This window comes from Bacillus sp. P4_D3 (assembly GCF_056401855.1).
Genome location: NZ_JBFUIN010000683.1, coordinates 1 through 1,646 on the forward strand (window position 1 = coordinate 1; position 1,646 = coordinate 1,646).

The 1,646-nt window shown below is 38.9% G+C and carries 1 protein-coding gene; it reads left to right on the forward strand.

Going from position 1 to position 1,646, the window contains the following annotated elements; translation table 11 throughout:
- Positions 1 to 1,646: Cna B-type domain-containing protein (locus AC1DTM_RS25550; protein ID WP_477001197.1), on the forward strand; the 1,646-nt coding region annotated here is incomplete at both ends.

Below are 1,646 nucleotides of genomic sequence, written 5' to 3' on the forward strand. Positions count from 1 at the left end.
ACAGTAGAAGGAACAAAAACGTGGAAGGACGGAAACGCAACAAATCGTCCGACAACAATCAAAGTAGACTTACTACAAAATGGCCAAGTAGTTGCGACGCAAGAAGTAAGTGAAGCAACAGGTTGGAAATATGGATTCAAAGATTTAGCGGCATAYGATGCCGAAGGCAATGCRTACAAGTATGAAGTAAAAGAAAAACCGGTGGATGGATATAAATCTGAAGTAAAAGGTTATGACATTACAAATACAAAAGTAGCGCAAACAACAGTAGAAGGAACAAAAACGTGGAAGGACGGAAACGCAACAAATCGTCCGACAACAATCAAAGTAGACTTACTACAAAATGGCCAAGTAGTTGCGACGCAAGAAGYAAGTGAAGCAACAGGCTGGAAATATGGATTCAAAGACTTAGCGGCATATGATGCCGAAGGCAATGCGTACAAGTATGAAGTAAAAGAAAAACCGGTGGATGGATATAAATCYGAAGTAAAAGGTTATGACATYACAAATACAAAAGTAGCGCAAACAACAGTAGAAGGAACAAAAACGTGGAAGGACGGAAACGCAATAAATCGTCCGACAATGATCAAAGTAGACTTACTACAAAACGGAAACGTGATCAAAACACAAGACGTACTAGCAGTAATGGGTTGGAAATATATATTTGCAGATTTAGAAGCATACGATGCGAATGGAATAGCTTATCAGTATGAAGTAAAAGAACAACTAGTAGTGGGATATCAATCTAGCGTAAGCGGTTATGACATTACGAATACAAAAGTAGGCGAAACGAAAGTAGAAGGAACAAAGACTTGGAACGATAACAACGCAACAGATCGCCCAAGCTCAGTTAAAGTAGATTTACTACAAAACGGTAAAGTAGTAGACACAAAAGAAGTAACAGCGGCAACAAACTGGAAGTATACATTTGAAAAACTCCAAGCATACGATACAAATGGGGTAGCTTACATCTATACAGTGAAAGAACAATCGGTAGATGGATATAAATCCGAGGTAAAAGGTTATGACATTACAAATACAAAGGTAGGTCAAACAACAGTAGAAGGAACAAAAACGTGGAAGGACGGAAACGCAACAAATCGTCCGACAACAATCAAAATAGACTTACTACAAAATGGAAATGTAGTCGAAACACATGACGTAACAGCGGCAAATGGYTGGAAATATACATTTACAAATTTAGAATCATATGATGCGAGCGGTGTTGCTTATACRTATACAGTAAAAGAGCAACCGGTGGATGGATATAAATCTGAAGTAAAAGRTTATGACATTACAAATACAAAAGTAGCGCAAACAACAGTAGAAGGAACRAAGACTTGGAAAGACGGAAACGCAACAAATCGTCCGGCAACAATCAARGTAGACTTACTACAAAATGGCCAAGTAGTTGCGACGCAAGAAGCAAGTGAAGCAACAGGCTGGAAATATGGATTCAAAGACTTAGCGGCATACGATGCCGAAGGCAATGCGTACAAGTATGAAGTAAAAGAAGAACCAGTAGATGGATATAAATCCGAAGTTCACGGTCATGACATTACAAATACAAAAGTAGCGCAAACAACAGTAGAAGGAACGAAGACTTGGAAAGACGGAAACGCAACAAATCGTCCGGCAACAATCAA